At 37.1% G+C, this 15,144-nt stretch carries 14 protein-coding genes; all 14 read left to right on the top strand.

Features of this window, described 5'->3' with window-relative positions; translation table 11 throughout:
* The first annotated feature begins 15 nt into the window (after positions 1–15).
* The 14 genes from J2Z23_RS08205 (at position 16) to J2Z23_RS08140 (ending at position 14,927) form a co-directional block, all read left to right on the top strand.
* Positions 16–429: an Asp23/Gls24 family envelope stress response protein gene (locus J2Z23_RS08205; protein WP_057983273.1), complete on the top strand. Its 414-nt coding sequence runs from the start codon at positions 16–18 to the stop codon at positions 427–429.
* A gap of 181 nt (positions 430–610) precedes the next feature.
* Positions 611–997, top strand: coding sequence for a transcription antitermination factor NusB (gene nusB, locus J2Z23_RS08200; RefSeq protein ID WP_057983275.1), 387 nt, complete (start codon positions 611–613; stop codon positions 995–997).
* Between the two features lie 354 nt (positions 998–1,351).
* On the top strand, positions 1,352–2,233 hold the full coding sequence (folD, locus tag J2Z23_RS08195; protein ID WP_057983278.1) for a bifunctional methylenetetrahydrofolate dehydrogenase/methenyltetrahydrofolate cyclohydrolase FolD: 882 nt from the start codon (positions 1,352–1,354) through the stop codon (positions 2,231–2,233).
* A gap of 244 nt (positions 2,234–2,477) precedes the next feature.
* A complete protein-coding gene (xseA, locus tag J2Z23_RS08190) occupies positions 2,478–3,848 on the top strand; it encodes an exodeoxyribonuclease VII large subunit (protein WP_064467633.1) in 1,371 nt (456 codons plus the stop codon).
* Entirely contained in the window at positions 3,826–4,056 is a 231-nt protein-coding gene (gene xseB, locus J2Z23_RS08185; protein WP_057983282.1) for an exodeoxyribonuclease VII small subunit, read from the top strand. Before xseA ends, xseB begins: the two co-directional genes overlap by 23 nt.
* The gene (locus J2Z23_RS08180) at positions 4,053–4,937 is read left to right on the top strand and encodes a polyprenyl synthetase family protein (protein WP_209973653.1); all 885 of its coding nucleotides are present in this window, start codon (positions 4,053–4,055) and stop codon (positions 4,935–4,937) included. The genes xseB and J2Z23_RS08180 overlap by 4 nt, the downstream gene beginning before the upstream one ends.
* A 780-nt stretch (positions 4,938–5,717) precedes the next feature.
* Positions 5,718–6,332, top strand: coding sequence for a hypothetical protein (locus J2Z23_RS08175; RefSeq protein WP_057989616.1), 615 nt, complete (start codon positions 5,718–5,720; stop codon positions 6,330–6,332).
* A 10-nt stretch (positions 6,333–6,342) separates the two neighbouring features.
* A complete protein-coding gene (gene dxs, locus J2Z23_RS08170; RefSeq protein WP_209973650.1) occupies positions 6,343–8,235 on the top strand; it encodes a 1-deoxy-D-xylulose-5-phosphate synthase in 1,893 nt (630 codons plus the stop codon).
* Between the two features lie 4 nt (positions 8,236–8,239).
* Positions 8,240–9,073, top strand: a complete 834-nt coding sequence (locus J2Z23_RS08165; protein WP_209973648.1) for a TlyA family RNA methyltransferase — start codon at positions 8,240–8,242, stop codon at positions 9,071–9,073.
* 109 nt (positions 9,074–9,182) lie between these two features.
* Positions 9,183–9,632, top strand: coding sequence for a transcriptional regulator AhrC/ArgR (gene ahrC, locus J2Z23_RS08160; RefSeq protein WP_057989593.1), 450 nt, complete (start codon positions 9,183–9,185; stop codon positions 9,630–9,632).
* 231 nt (positions 9,633–9,863) lie between these two features.
* Positions 9,864–11,558 carry a DNA repair protein RecN gene (gene recN / locus J2Z23_RS08155; protein WP_209973646.1) on the top strand — a complete coding sequence of 565 codons (1,695 nt, stop codon included), beginning with the start codon at positions 9,864–9,866 and terminating at the stop codon, positions 11,556–11,558.
* Between the two features lie 108 nt (positions 11,559–11,666).
* Complete coding sequence (gene spoIVB / locus J2Z23_RS08150) at positions 11,667–12,950, top strand: SpoIVB peptidase (protein WP_209973644.1); 1,284 nt, start codon at positions 11,667–11,669, stop codon at positions 12,948–12,950.
* Between the two features lie 237 nt (positions 12,951–13,187).
* Complete coding sequence (gene spo0A / locus J2Z23_RS08145) at positions 13,188–13,976, top strand: sporulation transcription factor Spo0A (RefSeq protein ID WP_057989588.1); 789 nt, start codon at positions 13,188–13,190, stop codon at positions 13,974–13,976.
* A 213-nt stretch (positions 13,977–14,189) separates the two neighbouring features.
* Complete coding sequence (locus J2Z23_RS08140; protein WP_057989586.1) at positions 14,190–14,927, top strand: glycerophosphodiester phosphodiesterase; 738 nt, start codon at positions 14,190–14,192, stop codon at positions 14,925–14,927.
* Positions 14,928–15,144: the final 217 nt, after the last annotated feature.

The raw sequence follows: 15,144 nt of genomic DNA, 5'->3' as shown, positions 1-15,144 counted from the left end.
TTGGGGGTGCAAAGCGTGGAAGAAACATTAAATATGTTGGAAATGATTCAGGATGATGAACAAAGCCACGGTAAAATCGAAATCGCTCCAGAAGTGATTGAAGTCATTGCGGGGATTGCTGCATCTGAAGTAGATGGGATTGCGCAAATGCGGGGTAATTTCGCTAGTGGCGTTGTTGAAAAGCTAGGAAAGAAAAACCATGGAAAAGGTATCCGAGTTGAGTTAACAGATGAGGGAATTAAAGTAGACGTGTTCTGCTTGATGGATTTTGGTGTATCAATTCCCACAGTTGCCCAAAAAGTACAAGACAATATTAAACAAACGCTTTATAATATGACTGCTTTAGAAGCAAAAGAGGTCAATATTCATATCGTTGGGGTTACATTTGAAACCCAAAAATTAGAGCATGAAACAGGAATTGAAGAATAATTAGAAAAGCGAGGCAAGCTCGATAGAGGAGAGAACGGTTAAGGCCGCAACAATGATCGTCACACCGTCCTGACTCTACGCCGGGCGAGCTCAAAAGCCCATCAAAGGCTAAATTGGCCACATCCTGTGGCCACGCTGTTCTGACCCGCATCATACGGGCCTAAAGGAGATCTTATATTACATGAAAAGAAGAACTGCACGTGAGAAGGCATTACAAGCTTTATTCCAAATGAATATAAGTGGAATAGAAGCTGATGAGGCTATTGAAAATGTATTAGAAGATGAAAGCAAGGATCCTTTCTTACAACAATTAGTTGAGGGGACCATTCAGCATTTACCTGAAATTGATGCTGAAATCCAAAAACATTTAGAAAATTGGACACTGGATCGTTTAGCTAAGGTAGATATAACCATATTAAGAATAGGTATGTATGAATTACTGTTTAATCAAGAAATACCTGAAAACGTGGCAATTAATGAAGCCATTGAAATTGCAAAGATATTCGGTGATGATCGATCAGGGAAATTTATTAATGGAATCTTATCCAAAGCGAAAAAAGAAAGATAACTAATATCTAATCACTAAGCATATTAATCGCGTTTGGGTGTGTAGCACGTGTCTAGCATCATATAGTGTTGTGTTTGTAATCTATATGACATGCCAAATGGATACGGCTCCGCCCTTTTTTACATATAGGTTAGCATATTTAAAACTACCGTGCGACTTTTGGTGACTGCTTGTGAAAGTTAAGGTTGGCTTACCTAAGGATGTATCTGTCGTCTAGTTACAAATGGTGGGAATATGTTAAAAAACATGAAAAGCTGAAGCAAAAAGATAATGGACCATTCCCGGAATCTATTCCTATTTGTACATCGCTAATGGACGTTTATGTTAACCTTAAGACATTCAGGAGGGAAGAGAATGACAGCTAAATTAATTGATGGAAAGAAAATAGCCCAAGCAACCCGAGAAAATCTTAAAAAAGAAGTAGAAGAACTGATAGAAGCGGGAATAAAGCCAGGACTTGCAGTAATTCTTGTTGGGGATAACCAGGCTTCTCGAACATATGTTACATCCAAACAAAAAAGTTGCAAAGCGATAGGGATGGAATCGATTTTGATCGAACTTCCAGAAAGTATCACGGAAAATGAGTTGTTACAGCATATTGAAGAATTAAATAACCGTGATGATATTCATGGGATTTTAGTACAGCTACCACTACCCAAACATATTTCCGATAAGAAAGTAATTGAAACAATCTCTCCTGAAAAAGATGTAGATGGATTTCATCCTATTAATATTGGGAAAATGATGACAGGCCAAGACACATTTTTTCCATGTACACCTTTTGGCATTATGGAGATGCTAAAGTATGAAGGAATTACTATTGCTGGAAAAAATGCAGTTATTGTTGGGAGAAGTAATATTGTTGGAAAACCAATGGGCCAACTCTTATTGAACGACAATGCCACTGTCACTTACACGCATTCAAAGACAAAAGATTTAGCATCATGCACAAAAGAAGCAGATATATTAGTAGCCGCTATTGGTAAAGCAAAAATGATCACATCGGAATATGTGAAGGAAGGTGCCACTGTTATTGATGTAGGCATGAACCGTGATGAAAATGGAAAATTATGTGGAGATGTTGACTTTGCAGATGTTTCCAATAAAGCTGGCCATATTACTCCGGTTCCAGGTGGTGTTGGCCCTATGACCATTACGATGTTATTGTACAACACAGTGAAGTCAGCCAAAAATAAATTAAATCATCGCAATCAGGAAAAAAAACGAGTACAATAGAATTAAGAGCATAAATAGAAGCTGTCATCCAGTTATGGAATGCAGCTTTTATTATATGAATTGGAAATGTTATGTAATCAATATAAAACTTTCTCCTAGCTACTGAATGTCCAGTAACTAGCAATCTTATATAGAGTTTATGCTTCATTGATGAAATACAAAGTTTTATGCTAATCCAAAAACAAGACCTTTGTGCTCAAAGATGTTCATCCGTTAAAAACGGATTTAAGGGGAAGGTGAAGAAATGAAGAATCCATCCTATTTATCTGTCCAAGCCTTAACGAAATACATAAAAAGAAAGTTTGATGTGGACCCCCATTTAATGAATGTTTTTGTGAAGGGTGAAATTTCAAACTTTAAAAAGCATACGAGTGGACACTTATATTTCACCTTAAAAGATGATCAAGCAAGAATTATGGCTGTCATGTTTTCGAGGTCTGCTAGAACAATGAAATTTAACCCGGAAAATGGTTTGCATGTACTTATTAAAGGAAATATCTCGATATATGAACAATCAGGTCAATATCAAATCTATGTGCAAGAGATGTTGCCAGATGGGATCGGAGAGTTATTTCTTGCTTATGAACAATTAAAGGAAAAATTAGAGATAGAAGGGCTATTTCAATCTTCTCATAAAAAGCCAATTCCACCTTATCCGCAAAAGATCGGAATCATCACCTCTCCTACTGGTGCAGCCGTCCGAGATATCATTACAACAATCAAAAGACGCTATCCAATGGGAGAAATCCTCTTATTACCTGCTCTTGTACAAGGAATGCATGCAGGAAACTCAATCGTTGAAGCAATACAAGCTGCCAACAATCGTCGAGATATTGATGTGCTCATTGTGGGTAGAGGGGGTGGCTCAATTGAAGATCTGTGGGCTTTTAATGAGGAACCTGTAGTAAGGGCCGTTTTTCAATCCAGCATTCCCATTATTTCCGCGATAGGACATGAGACAGATTTTACGATTACAGATTTTGTTGCAGACTTACGTGCGCCTACACCCACCGGAGCTGCAGAACTAGCCGTCCCACATGTAGAGGAATTAACGGAGCGACTATTGAATTTACAAAATCGATTAAATCGAGGAATGGCTGAAACCATCCGTTCAAAAAAAATTCAACTGAATTATTTGCGGCAATCTTATATCTATCGTCACCCCCATAAAATTTACGAGCAAAAATGGGAGACGGTAGACCGCTGGATCGAGAGATTGCAAACATCTCAAGAACGTTTATTACGCCAAAAGATGGAACGTTTCCGTAAATTAAACCAGGCATTAATGGCACGTCATCCTGCTACAAAAATCGAATTACATAAGGAGAAGTTACGCTATCTTCGCGAACGATTAAATAAGCAGACACAATTTGTTATAAAGCAAAAACATCACACTTTCATGAACAATGTTTCAAAATTAGATGCTTTAAGTCCATTAAATATTTTACAGCGTGGTTTTAGTGTAGCGTATAATGAAAAAGGAAAGTTAATCAAGAATACGGAAGCTTTAAAATCTGGGGAAAAAATGATTGTCAGGGTTATGGATGGGCATTATTATTGTACGGTTGATTATGCGGAGAAAGGTGAAAGCAATGAAAGAAAACATGACATTTGAACAAGCGATAAATGAACTAGAAAAGATTGTAGGGCGTTTAGAATCAGGTGATATTCCATTAGAGGAAGCATTAAGCATTTATCAAAAAGGGATGGAATATTCCAAGTTTTGCCATGACCGGCTAAAAAATGCAGAAGAACAATTAACAAAAGTTTTAACTGATCATGGAGAGGAGGATTTTCATCTCCAAGAGGAGGAGCAAGAGTGAGCGTAAACCTAGAAGAATACTTCAACCATTATAAACAAAAACTTGATGAAAATCTTATTCATGCAATAGAGGAATTACCGGCACCAAAATCACTGAAAGATGCTATGAAATACTCGCTAAAAGCTGGTGGCAAGAGAATTCGTCCACTTTTGTTATTTGCCTCCATTCATGCATATGGGAAAGACCCAGAAATGGGGATGGCGACAGCATGTGCCTTAGAAATGATCCATACATATTCTCTCATCCATGATGATTTACCAAGTATGGATGATGATGATTTAAGACGCGGAAGGCCGACAAATCATAAGGTATATGGAGAAGCTCTGGCTATATTGGCAGGGGATGGGTTATTAACATATGGTTTTGAACTTATTGCGAATGACGAGAATCTAAATGATGCAGATAAAGTGTGGCTTATCCAATTATTGGCTAAAAATGCTGGTCCGGTCGGAATGGTTGGTGGACAGGTTGCAGATATCGAAGCGGAAAATAAGGAATTAACGATTAAAGAGCTAGAATATATTCATCATCATAAAACAGGGAAATTACTCTCTTTTGGTGTCTTGGCTGGGGCAAAGATTGCTGGCGCAAACGCGAACGAATTAAAATTATTCAAAGAATTTTCTCAGCATTTAGGATTGGCTTTCCAAATTAGCGATGATATTTTAGATGTAATCGGTGATGAAAAGGTGATTGGCAAGCCTGTTGGAAGTGATGACGGTAAGGCAAAAAGTACTTATCCAGCGTTACTCACTCTAGATGGTGCTAATGAGCAGTTATCTTATCATACCGAACAAGCTAAAGCAGCTTTAAATCTCACGAATCAAAATACAGACCTGCTTTATTATCTAACGGATTTAATTGCAGATCGCAATAATTAAATCCTACCAGTATAATTATATACAAAAGGCTTTTATAAGGAGAGAAGTAAATAGTAGGTTGGTTAAACTTACTGGTTATTTCTCTTTTTTCACTTGCTTGATTTCCTTCTTATTGATGAAAATTTAAATATATGGTATAATTTCGCTACATCGCCGGATGGTGCAGTATTCTAGTCAATCTACCGGTTCTGAAGGTGGGCCTAAAAATTCACTAAAGGGCATATCGATGAAGTTCCTTGTTCCGGCTTGAGGAGCCCAGCCTTGGGTCGGAGCTGGGAGTAAAGGTTTAAGGGCGATCCACAAAGGCATGTGGGCGTAGACCCTTTACCGCGGAGGCTTCACATATTCAGCTGGTAATTTGCACTGCATGAATAGTGGAGTATAGACCTGCAATGTGACAAAAGGGTATCACTAGCAGCGTAGCCTGCCTTGAGTGAAGTTAGAGGGGATTATGGTTATAAGAAATAAGACACGGTTGGCCATCGTACTTATTTTTTCCGTCCATATGAAATCTGCTTTGCAAAAGAGGCTAGGAACCAGGTTCAGGGTTGTTGAGGAAATCTCCTAGACTGTTCTTTGACGTAATAAGGGGATTATAGTGCGGACTAAGTGGTAATCCAGTCTGACATAAGGCGACTTTGTCAAAGCGAATTTAAAGGGAAACCGCCGAGATGGTGACATTCGGTATTTGTTTGGGAAAACCTACTGGACCTAAGCCGTAATTTTTACTCTTATTATGACCATCCGGCACACTAATGGAAAGAATGGAATTAAATGATTATGAAAGAAGTTGTACATAAATCAATGAAATGGAGCATCACGATAGCCGTTATCACATTTGTGTTAGCGGCTATTTTTTCAATCGCTTCCAATGGAGCCTTACACGGGGTTTCATGGACTTTTGGATTGATAATTGTGCTTTTTATTGCCATGATTGGGATAATATTTGATATGATAGGTATTGCAGCTACTGCAGCAAATGAAGTTCCTTTTCATTCCATGGCAGCGAGAAAAATTTATGGTGCTAAGCACTCTATTCGTATTATTCGAAATGCCGACCGCTTTGCTAGTTTCTGTAATGATGTGATTGGGGATATCTCTGGAATTATTAGTGGGACGGCGACAACATTAGTAGTCATTCAATTGGCTCAAAGCAACGATATTGCTAATAATTCCCCACTTGATTATGCTTTAAATGTAGGATTAACTAGTCTTATAGCTGCTATTACTGTAGGTGGGAAAGCTTTTGGTAAAACATTTGCTATCACCTATTCAAGAAATATTATTTTTCAGGTAGGAAAGGTATTACAATTTCTTGAAGAAAAAATACACCTTACAATCATAAAAGATCATAAGAAAAAGCAAACAAAGACAAAATCAAAGAAACGAAAGTGAGTGATCCAATTTGGATCTTTTATCTATTAAAGACCCTTCCTTTTTAAAAACTATGAATAAGGAGGAACTCCAGCAACTAAGTCAAAAAATTCGCGAATTCTTAATAGAGAAGTTATCGTGGACAGGCGGACATATTGGTCCCAATTTAGGTGTTGTTGAGTTAACAATTGCCCTTCATAAGTGTTTTGATAGTCCGAAAGATAAGATTATCTGGGATGTCGGTCATCAATCTTATGTGCATAAAATTTTGACAGGACGTGCAGATCAATTTGGTAGTTTGCGACAATACAAGGGTCTATGTGGTTTTCCGAAAATGTCAGAAAGTGAGCATGATGTTTGGGAAACAGGGCACAGTTCCACTTCTTTATCCGCTGCAATGGGAATGGCTATTGCTCGGGATGTAAAAAAAGTAGATTCACATGTTATTCCAGTTATTGGAGACGGAGCACTAACAGGTGGGATGGCTTTAGAGGCTCTAAATCATATTGGCGATAGTCAAACGAATATGACTGTCATTTTGAATGATAATGAGATGTCTATTGCGCCTAATGTTGGAGCATTAAATAATGTACTCGGAAAATTAAGAACAGCGGGAAAATACCAATGGGTAAAAGATGAATTAGAATATTTATTGAAAAAAATTCCAGCCGTTGGTGGTAAACTTGCTTCAACTGCTGAACGTGTGAAAGATAGTTTAAAATATCTACTTGTATCTGGGATGTTTTTTGAGGAAATGGGTTTTACTTATTTAGGACCGATTGATGGGCATAATTTCGATGAATTGTTGGAAAATATTCAATACGCTAAAAAAATGGAAGGCCCGGTTTTGCTTCATGTTATTACCAAAAAGGGAAAAGGGTTTAGTCCTGCGGAAGATGATAAGGTAGGAACATGGCATGGTACAGGTCCGTATAAAATGGAAACTGGGGATCTTATTAAGCCTGTTAATACAGCTCCAGCCTGGAGTGCGTTAGTAAGTGAAACTGTGCGTAAACTTGCTCGTGAGGACCAAAGGATCGTTGCAGTAACGCCTGCGATGCCGGTTGGGTCAAAGCTTGAAAAATTTGCTGAGGAATTTCCGGAGCGGATGTTTGATGTAGGCATTGCCGAACAACATGCTGCTACAATGGCGGCTGGGTTAGCAACTCAAGGGATGAAACCTTTCCTAGCGATTTATTCAACTTTTTTGCAAAGAGCATATGATCAAGTGCTTCATGATATTTGTCGGCAAAATTTAAATGTTTTTATTGGAATTGATCGAGCTGGATTAGTAGGAGCAGACGGTGAGACTCATCAGGGGGTATTTGATATTGCTTTTTTACGATCTTTACCCAATATGGTGATCATGATGCCGAAAGATGAAAATGAAGGGCAGCATATGGTTTACACGGCAAATCAATATGATGAGGGACCGATCGCCATGAGATTTCCACGCGGAAATGGTTATGGTGTCCCAATGGATGAACAATTCAGAAAAATTCCAATCGGAAGTTGGGAAGTTTTAAAAGAAGGTTCTACAGCAACAATATTAACCTTTGGAACAACAATTCCGATGTCTATGGAAGCAGCTTATCAATTAGAGAAGCAAGGAGTCTCCGTTCAAGTTATCAATGCCCGCTTCATTAAGCCGCTTGACCATGAGATGCTCGAAAAAGTTTTGAGTACTGGTACTCCTATCTTAACGGTGGAGGAAGCGGTACTTGAAGGTGGTTTTGGTAGTGCAGTTCTAGAATTTGCTCATGACCATGGCTATTCCAATACATCAATTGGGCGAATAGGGATTCCAGATCGTTTTATTGAGCATGGCAGTGTTAAGGAATTATGGAACGAAATTGGACTAACTTCTGATCATATTGTGAATAAAATAAAATCGATGCTCCCTGCAAAGAAAAAAAGGGCGTAATCATATGAAAATAAAGAAACAAAGACTAGATGTCTTACTCGTTGAAAGAGGTTTAGTAGAAACACGTGAAAAAGCCAAAAGGACTATAATGGCAGGGCTTGTTTTTTCCAATGAAACACGCTTAGACAAACCTGGAGAAAAGATCGCTATTGATCTCCCTTTGCAAGTAAAAGGGAACCCTCTGCCATATGTGAGTCGTGGTGGTTTAAAATTAGAAAAAGCTTTGGCTGAATTCCGATTAACTGTAAAAGATAAAGTGATGTTAGATATTGGTGCATCGACTGGAGGATTCACTGATTGTGCTTTACAAAATGGTGCGAAAATGGTCTATGCCCTTGATGTCGGTTACAATCAACTAGCTTGGGAATTGCGAAATGATCCACGTGTTGTGGTGATGGAAAGAACCAATTTTCGCTATGTTAAACCCGAAAATTTAGATGGAGGCATGCCGAGTTTTGCCACTATTGATGTGTCTTTTATATCTTTAACTCTGATTCTGCCTGTATTAAAAGGGTTATTAACACCTGAAAGTGATGTTATCGCGTTAATTAAACCTCAATTTGAGGCTGGAAGAGAAGAAGTAGGCAAAAAGGGAATTGTCAGAGAAAAAACGATTCATGTAAAAGTAGTAGATAAAATTAAACAATTTTCATTGCAACAAGGGTATGATATACAGAATGTATCGTTTTCTCCGATTACAGGGGGAGAAGGAAACATTGAATTTCTTATTCACCTTTCATGGTCTGGTTTTGTCAATCAAAATGGTAGTGGAAGTGACTTTTCTGCCATTTCCACGATAGAGGTTGTTGAACAGGCCCATAATCAATTCGGAAAATAACAAGAGGGATGTCCAATGGATACCCCTCTTTTGATTTTTAAGTCTTTTGTTGTATAATACAGTATAATTATACAGAATTACCTATCCAAAAATTGAAGGCGGTATGAGAATGACAAAAGGACAAAGACATATAAAAATACGAGAATTGATTGGGAAGAAGGAAATTGAAACGCAAGACGATTTGGTTGAAGAATTAGAAAATGCGGGATTCAATGTTACTCAGGCTACTGTCTCTCGAGATATTAAAGAACTGCATCTTGTAAAAGTTCCTTTATCAGATGGGCGTTATAAATATAGTTTACCAGCAGATCAACGCTTCAACCCGTTACAAAAATTAAAACGTTCCTTAACCGACTCGTTCGTAGGGATTGATTATTCACAAAATTTAATTGTCATGAAAACTTTACCGGGAAACGCTCAAGCGGTAGGAGCTTTAATTGATCAATTAGATTGGGATGAAATAATGGGAAGTATTTGTGGAGATGATACTTGTTTAATTATCTGTAGAACAGGGGAAGCTGCCGTTTCGGTTAATCAAAAATTCATTGATATGCTTTAAAAAGTGGCGCGCTTTTTCGGCGGCTTTGCTTTCTGTAAGGTGGAGTATAACGGTGTATCTTTTTTGAACATTATTCTAAAGAAAACAAAAGAAGAAATGTGAAATCTGATTGGAACTAGCTCTGCACATAGTCTAGGGAAGTTTGTAAGAAGCAAGTCTATCGGCGATACATTTTGTTCTAATGTCCAATAAAACGGCGCTTACGCTTTTCTTAGAAAAGGGGAATTTAATTTGTTACAGGAATTATCGATTAAAAATTTCGCGATCATCGATGAAATCCATGTTTCTTTTGAAAAAGGCCTTACAGTTTTGACAGGAGAAACAGGTGCGGGTAAATCAATTATTATTGATGCATTACACTTACTAATGGGTGGTCGAGGTTCTTCTGAATTTGTTCGGCATGGTGAAAAGAAGGCAGAAATTGAAGGTTTATTTGATTTAACACCAGAACATCCATGTTATTTACGTTCTAGCGAATTTGGAATTGAAATAGAAGATGGAATGTTGATTTTACGACGTGAAATATCTCATAATGGTAAAAGTGTATGTCGGATAAATGGAAAATTGGTGACAATTTCTATTTTGCGCGAAATAGGGAGTACTCTTGTTGATATTCATGGCCAGCATGAACATCAAGAGTTAATGGACGAATCACGACATTTATCTTTGTTGGATCAATTTGGCGGAGAAAAAATTGCGAATGCATTAATGAATTACAGAGAAATTTATACAACATATGTGAAAATACTTAAAAAAATAAACGATCTTAAGTTAAATGAACAACAAATCGCTCAGAGATTGGATATTTTACAATTTCAAGCTAAAGAGATTCAAAATGCTGATTTAAAACTAAACGAAGACGAACAGTTACTTGCGGAAAGAAAACAATTAGCAAACTTTGAGAAGATTTATGCGTCATTAAAAGCAAGTTATGAAGGACTACAGGGGGAGAAAGCTGGATTAGATTATATTGGACATGCTATGGGACACTTAGAAAGTGCGGCAGAATTAGATGATAAATACTCTGAAGCTTATGAAACGACTGCAAATAGCTATTATTTATTAGAGGATATCTCGACACAAATAAGAGAAGGCTTAGAGAATATGGAATTTGATCCTGATCGACTAAACGAAATTGAAGGTCGCATACATGAAATTAACCAATTGAAAAGAAAATATGGGGGAACGATTGAAGAAATTTTAGAATACGGAGCCAAAATTGAAGAGGAAATGGAAACTTTAACGAATCGTGAAGCTCGGATTGATGAGTTGGAGCGAAAACTAGATTCCATTAAGAAAGACCTAGCTGTGGAAGGGAAATATTTAAGTAAATTAAGAAAACAAATTGCAGAAATATTGTCCACATCCATTCATCGTGAACTAAAGGGACTTTATATGGAAAAAGCTATTTTTAAACCTGTCTTTACATTAGATGAAAAGCCTCATATAGAGTTTAAGAAAGATGGTATAGATGAAGTTATTTTTTATATTTCTACAAACCCTGGTGAACCATTAAAACCACTGTCTAAAGTGGCTTCTGGTGGAGAGTTATCCAGGATTATGTTAGCGCTAAAAACGATTTTTTCCAAACATCAGGGGATCACCTCTATTATCTTTGATGAGGTAGATACAGGTGTTAGTGGAAGGGTTGCACAAGCAATTGCCGAAAAAATAGCCAAGATCTCGCAACATTCCCAAGTACTTTGTATTACCCATTTACCACAAGTAGCAGCGATGTCTGACACCCATTTTTTGATCTCTAAAAAAGAAGAATTTGGAAGAACGAAGACCCATTTAACCAAATTACAAAAGAACCAAAAAATTAATGAAATAGCAAGAATGATTTCGGGTGCTGAAATGACGGAATTAACGAGAGAACATGCAAAGGAATTACTTGAAATTGCTGGTACTATAAAAAATACTTGAAAAGCTATCCTTTATTGGACAGCTTTTTTACTTTCTTCCACTTATAAATAAACAGCAACCGGGCTAAATTAAAGATGTGGGCTAGAAAGCGAGGAGAGTGAAAAGTACATGCATGATTGGATAAGAAAAGCTATAGGTGGAATTCTCCTTGTTTCACTTTTGATGTTAAGTCTTACTAAACCTGTCCAACAATTCATTCAAATACCGGGAAGTATTACTTTATTTGAAGGTCAAAAGCAATCCATAGTGAAAGCTAGCGCTATGACGGTTTCAACGCCATCTTCCGAGAAGGTGGATGTGGTGGAAAGTCAAAAAGCTATTTCATTAGAAGGGAAAAACCCAGGTACAGATGAATTTGTTTTAGAATTTGCGGGCATTCCGCTAAAAAAGGTTGATGTTAATGTTTTAAAGGATATGAAAGTATATCCTGGTGGACAATCTGTAGGGGTTAAGCTAAATACGTTAGGCGTTTTAGTAGTAGGGCACCATTTAGTATTAGCTGATGGAAAAAAGGTATCCCCTGGTGAGAAAGCGGGTATCCAGCTTGGAGATATTATTACAAAGATAAATGGAAAGAAAATTAATAATATGGCTGATGTAGCACCATTTGTAGATGAGGCAGGAAAAAAGCAAGAAGAGTTAGATATTTCTCTACAAAGAGGAAATGAGAAATTAAATACAACACTTCAGCCTATAAAAGATGATAAAGAAAAATCATTTAAATTAGGTTTGTATATACGCGATTCTGCTGCTGGGATTGGAACTATGACATTTTATGAACCAAAGTCCAATAAATATGGGGCACTAGGACATGTTATTTCAGATATGGATACAAAAAAGCCGATTGTAGTGGATAATGGGCAAATTGTAAAATCAACTGTTACGGCAATTGAAAAAGGCAAAAATGGGGCACCTGGAGAAAAATTAGCGCGTTTTTCAGCTAACCGAGAGGTGATTGGCGATATTACAACTAATAGTCCATTTGGGATCTTTGGAAAATTAAAGAAACCTATTACTAATGGAATTATGGATAAACCTCTTCCCATTGCTTTAGCACATCAAGTCAAAGAAGGACCAGCTCAAATTTTAACTGTAACAGATGGCGATAAAGTCGAGGCTTTTGATATTGAAATCGTTAGTACGATTCCACAAAAGTATCCTGCCACTAAAGGAATGGTTTTAAAGGTCGTAGATCCTAAGCTTTTAAAGAAAACAGGGGGTATCGTCCAAGGAATGAGTGGTAGCCCGATTGTCCAAGATGGAAAAATGATTGGAGCCGTTACCCATGTTTTTGTGAATGACCCAACCTCAGGCTATGGAGTTCACGTTGAATGGATGTTAAATGAGGCAGGAATTGATATATATAAGGACCAAGCTGATAAAGCTAGCTGAGGGTGCGCAATTGCGTTCCCTCTTTTTTTATGAACTCAAAAAAGAAATTGATGGACTAAAATAAAGAAAAATCGACAATATGAGGAAGTGAGTCGAATAAGGGCGAAAAATAAAGAAAAACAGAGCGTATGTAAGATTTTATAAAAAAAACAATAAATTTAAAGGATTTTTACTTTCTTTGGCGTATTTATCTATTAGTGTCAAAATAAGGGATCAACGGGTTAAGGAGGAAACAATTTGAAGAAAATTAAAGTATGTGTTGTGGACGATAATCGTGAGCTAGTTGGATTATTGGATGAGTATCTTTCTGCACAGGAAGATATCGAAGTTATTGGAACTGCTCATAATGGGCAAGAGTGTTTAGAACTATTAGCCGATGTTGAACCAGATGTTTTGGTTTTAGATATTATTATGCCTCATTTAGATGGATTAGGGGTATTAGGTAAATTACGGGATCTTAACAAACGTGTTCCAAATGTCATCATGTTAACAGCCTTCGGTCAAGAAGATGTCACAACAAAAGCTGTTGAATTAGGTGCTTCTTATTTCATTTTAAAACCTTTTGATATGGAGAATTTAGTTACTCATATTCGCCAAGTTAGTGGGAAAACAAGCGGAGTGAAAAGGAATACTAGTCAGATGAAACATCATTCGCCTGAACCTAAACCAGAAAAAAACCTAGAAGCTAGCATTACTTCTGTGATACATGAAATCGGGGTTCCAGCACATATAAAAGGGTATCTCTATTTAAGAGAAGCTATCTCAATGGTTTATAATGATATCGAATTGCTCGGTTCCATCACAAAAGTTTTATATCCAGATATTGCTAAGAAATTTAACACAACAGCTAGCCGAGTTGAAAGAGCGATCAGACATGCTATTGAAGTAGCATGGAGTCGAGGTAATGTAGATTCTATTTCATCTTTATTTGGTTATACGGTGAGCATGTCTAAGGCGAAACCAACCAATTCAGAATTCATCGCAATGGTAGCAGATAAATTAAGATTAGAACATAAGGCATCATAAATTTCATATTTAGCTGGGGTTCAAAAAGTGCAGTAAAAAGTGAGATCTTGTTGGGAAGCATGGCTTCCTTCGAATTGTCCAACATTGCGTTCCTCCGAATTTTAATCGGAACGTGCCAATGACTGGCAGTTCTTTTTACGGATCCCGTCCTATTATTTTCTTTTTTCAATACACAGTTTTACTCAGATTGGATCAGACAACGGTGGTGAAAAAATGACCATAATATTAGCACATCGAGGTGCTTCGGGAACAAAACCAGAAAATACAATGGAGGCATTTATAGCTGCAGAAAGGGCTGGCGCAGACGGGATTGAACTAGACGTTCAATTAACCTCAGATGGAGAAATTGTGGTGATTCACGATACCACTGTTGATCGCACAACAAATGGTAGCGGGCTTGTTAAAGACTTTACAAGAACATCTATGCAAAGTTTAAAAGCAAATAATCACTTTAAACATTTTTTTAAAAAAGCTAGTAAAATTCCAACCTTAATTGAAGTATTTGATTGGATGAAAGAAAATAGATGCCTGTGCAATATCGAATTGAAAAACAACATCATTCCTTATGAGGAGCTTGAAGAAAAAGTAGCTGCTTTAATTTATAAATATTCTTATGAGAAGCGTATTATCATTTCGTCATTTAATCATACTTCCCTTCAGAAAATGATAGAAATTTGTCCGGAAGTTGAAACAGCCCCATTATATAATCATCATTTATATAAGCCTTGGGAATATGCTTCAACAATAAAGGCAAATGGGATCCATCCAAAATTAAAAATAATGACAGATGATCTAATTAAAACAACAATGGAATTTGGCATTCATGTTCGGCCTTATACGATTAATAATAGGCGGGATATGAAAAGACTCTTTCAATTAAAATGTTCGGCTATAATTACTGATTTTCCCGAAAAAGCGGTGAGATTAAGAAAACTACAGCCCCATGAATAGGTGACATCCATATCTTTAACAGAGAGCCTTACACTGTGGCCTCTCCGCAAAATTGAGATATTAATGGATAAGGAGCCAAACTTTTATCTTTCCATCATAGACCAGACCGTTAAGGTAAAACAAATGTAGAGCTGTAGAGCTATATCGACTGTAAGCCTTTTTAAACAATAAAAAAGACGCAACTGAACGATACACTACTTTCAGTTTGCGTCTTTCT

The sequence above is a fragment of the Lederbergia galactosidilytica genome, assembly GCF_017873565.1.
Taxonomy (GTDB): domain Bacteria; phylum Bacillota; class Bacilli; order Bacillales; family Bacillaceae_C; genus Lederbergia; species Lederbergia galactosidilytica.
This window is presented reverse-complemented; position numbering and strand designations above follow the sequence as displayed.